3 protein-coding genes are annotated in these 3,283 nt (G+C 67.3%); 2 read left to right on the top strand and 1 reads right to left on the bottom strand.

Features of this window, described 5'->3' with window-relative positions:
* Nucleotides 1-252: 252 nt before the first annotated feature.
* On the bottom strand, nt 253-1,347 hold the full coding sequence (locus JHC79_RS23075) for an alkene reductase (RefSeq protein WP_296395306.1): 1,095 nt from the start codon (nt 1,345-1,347) through the stop codon (nt 253-255).
* A 171-nt stretch (nt 1,348-1,518) separates the two neighbouring features.
* On the opposite strand from JHC79_RS23075, the gene JHC79_RS23080 reads away from it, so the two are divergent.
* Both JHC79_RS23080 and JHC79_RS23085 read left to right on the top strand, forming a co-directional pair.
* On the top strand, nt 1,519-2,805 hold the full coding sequence (locus JHC79_RS23080; protein WP_296395309.1) for a hypothetical protein: 1,287 nt from the start codon (nt 1,519-1,521) through the stop codon (nt 2,803-2,805).
* A gap of 29 nt (nt 2,806-2,834) precedes the next feature.
* Nucleotides 2,835-3,283, top strand: a 449-nt coding sequence (locus JHC79_RS23085; RefSeq protein WP_296395312.1) for an NAD(P)H-dependent oxidoreductase, incomplete at its 3' end; no start/stop codon positions are given.

The raw sequence follows: 3,283 nt of genomic DNA on the forward strand, positions 1-3,283 counted from the left end.
CGATTCGCCGCCCACGCCAGAAATGCTCCGATGTGGATGGCCGCGGCGGACAGGTCCAGACCCAGATCGCTGACGCTGTCGTAGTGCCAGCCGGCGTCGTCCTTGGTCATGGTGTGCTCCTGCGATGGGACACCGGTGTCGCTCACCGGTCTCCACATCAGATGCAGCAGGCGTCGCGAATGTTCCCGGGCCTGAACACAAAACACCCACCGACCGTCATGGCCGGTGGGTGCTTCGCTGTCGACGCGCGCGTCAGGCGTTCTGGGTCTGCAGCGACGGGTAGTCGATGTAGCCCTCGGCGCCGTTGGCGTAGAAGGTGGCCTGGTTCGGCTCGGTGAGGTCTGCGCCCTGCTTGAGGCGCTCGACGAGGTCAGGGTTGGAGATGTACCAGCGGCCCACCACGACGGCGTCGGCGGTTCCGTCGGCGACGATCTTCTCGAGCTGCGCGAAGTCGGACTCGATGGCGAAGCCGGTGTTGAGCAGGAACGGCACCGTGATCTCGGGACGCAGCTGCGCCAGCACGGGGTCGGTCGGCTCGATCAGGAAGTGCACGTACGCCAGCGGGATGTCGGCGATGGCGCGCAACAGCTCCTGGTGCACGGGCACGGTGTCGGCCTCGTTCATGCCGTTGGCCTTGTGGCCGGGGCTCAGTCGGATACCGACACGGTCGGCGCCGATCTCGTCGACCACGGCCTTGACGACCTCGATCACGATGCGCGCGCGGTTTGCCGGCGAGCCGCCGTACTCGTCGGTGCGCTGGTTGCTGTCGTCGCCGAGGAACTGGTGCAGCAGGTAGCCGTTGGCGCCATGGATCTCGACACCGTCGAGTCCGGCGTCGATCGCGTGCCGCGCTGAGTTGCGGAACCCCTCGACGATGCCGGCGATCTCGTCCGTCTCGAGCGCACGCGGGGTGACCAGCGGCTGGCTGCCCTTGGGGGTGTGAGCCTTGCCCTCGGCGGCGATGGCGGACGGGGCGACGGGGTCCCCACCGGGGAGGTCCGGATGCGCGACGCGACCGACGTGCCAGGTCTGGACGAAGATCTGTCCGCCCTCACCGTGCACGGCATCGGCGATCTCGGCCCACTTGGCCTGCTGCGCGTCATTGTGGATACCGGGGGTGTTGGCGTACGCGCCGCCGGAGGTGGCACTCGACTGGGTGGCCTCGGCGATCACCAGGCCGGCGCCCGCGCGTTGGCGGTAGTACTCGGTCTGCAGATCGGTGGGGGTGCCGTCGGACTCCGCGCGCAGGCGGGTCAGCGGCGCCATGAACACGCGATGCGAGGTGTGGATGACGCCGGAGTCGAACGGCTGGAGCAGCGGCGAATCGGAATTCAGTGTGAAGGCCATGTATCTGCCCAACACGGAGTGGGTCGGGTGCAATCCCGTATGCGACGCAGGTCACCCTCGGGTCGGGCAAAACGAGCACGCCTCTTTCGACGCTGCGAGAGCCGAACTCGGCGATGTCGACCACGTGCCGACCCCAGCCGATATCGTCGAATCCGTGTCGAAGAGAACGCGATGAGCGGCCTGGAGATCTCTGACAAGCATCGGAAGGCGCTGGCCGAACTCGGGCAGTATCCGCTGCTCGACGCCATCGTCGGCCGACGTTCACGACGCTTCCCGGTGGGCGGCAGCATCCCCGATGGGCCGCTGGCCTACGAGTCGACGGAGGAGCCGCGCTCGATCACCGAGGTCGAGCGGGCGCTCATCATCAGCGTGCTCGCCGGCGTCACCGGATGGAACTACGGCATCACGCGACACCCCGGGTACGCGCCGAACGTCCCCAACTACCCGGGCTCGGCCGGTGGCCGGACGTTCCCGTCGGCTGCGGCCTTCCACACGAGCCAGCTGTTCTTCACCGACGACTCGGGGACCTACTTCTTCGGTTCGCGCGACGCCGCGCCGCAGATCGAACGCCAGGACGAGCCCGCCGACCTCGCGTCGTGGATCAGCTCTACCGCCGACGGATATCGGCAGCTCGCAGATACCCGCCTCGTCCTGCCGCGCGAGGAGCCCTACATGGAGGGTCACAACACCTGGATCGCGAACTGGCCCGGCAGCCTGCTGGCGTTCCCGGTGGCCGACCTCTCCGAACATCTCGTCGCGAACCTGAACTTCTTCGCCGCCAACGGCTACGTCATCTACGACGACGTGCACAACACGGCGGTTCCCGGAATCGAGAAGTTCAGCGGTCTGCGGAACTTCGACGATCCGATCCCGCTGTCGTTCGTCGAGCAGTACACCCTCGCCGAGGCCAGCGCCGAGCTCGCGACCGCCACCAACACCGGCGTCCTGCTGCTGCAGGGACTGGGCCTGGGCGGCTGGACCTTCGACGGTCTCGACCGACTCAGTGTGCTCGGCGCCAGTGGCGATCCGCGTGCTCCGGGACTCGGCTTCTCCTACGACACCGACGACCGGTGGCCGTTCCCGAACGCGACCGGACTCGAGGGCGTCTTCGAGACCCTCGTGCCGCCGTTCGTGGATTCCGTTGCCGCGGGCGTGGATCGGTACTACGAACGCAAGTTCGGGCCCGGGGGACCGGGCAACCCCGATACGCCCGGTCCGTGGTCGGACACGCCCAAGGTGCGCGCCGACTATCTCCCCGCCGAGGGGCTGCAGGAGCTCGTCACCCTGCAGGCCGAGTACATCTACTCCCGCTTCGGGAAGCTGCCGGGCACCGTGCCGACGGTGCATGTGCTCATGTACCTGCAGGCGCAGAACCTCGATCGCGGGTTCTACGACCAGAAGTTCGGCCCCGCAGCATATCTGCCCACCCACGCCCACCACGACGACGTCTGGAGCTGAAACCTGTGTCTGACCGCAACCTTCTGAAGGTGACCGTTGTCGTCGGGAACCCGAAGCCGCAGTCGCGGACCCGCACGGTGGCCGAAGCGCTCCCGCCGGCGTTGTTGGCGGAGGGGTCCTACGAGGTCGAGGTACTCGAACTCGCCGACATCGCCGGCGAGCTGTTCCAGTGGGGATCGGAGAAGGTCACGGCTGCAAAGGAGTCGGTGGCTGCCAGCGACCTGGTCATCTTCGCGACGCCTACCTACAAGGCGTCCTACACCGGCCTGCTCAAGGCGTTCCTCGACCAGTACGGCACCGATGGACTCAAGGGAGTCGTCGCGATCCCACTGTTCACCGGTGGCGACCTCACCCACTCACTTGCGCCGCAGACCACGCTCGCGCCGCTGCTGCTGGAGCTCGGCGCCGCGATCCCCGGTCGCGGACTGTATTTCGTCATCGACAACCTGCCGAACCTCGACGATTTCATCGCCAAGGC

This window comes from Williamsia sp., from assembly GCF_016462415.1.
GTDB lineage: Bacteria > Actinomycetota > Actinomycetes > Mycobacteriales > Mycobacteriaceae > Williamsia_A.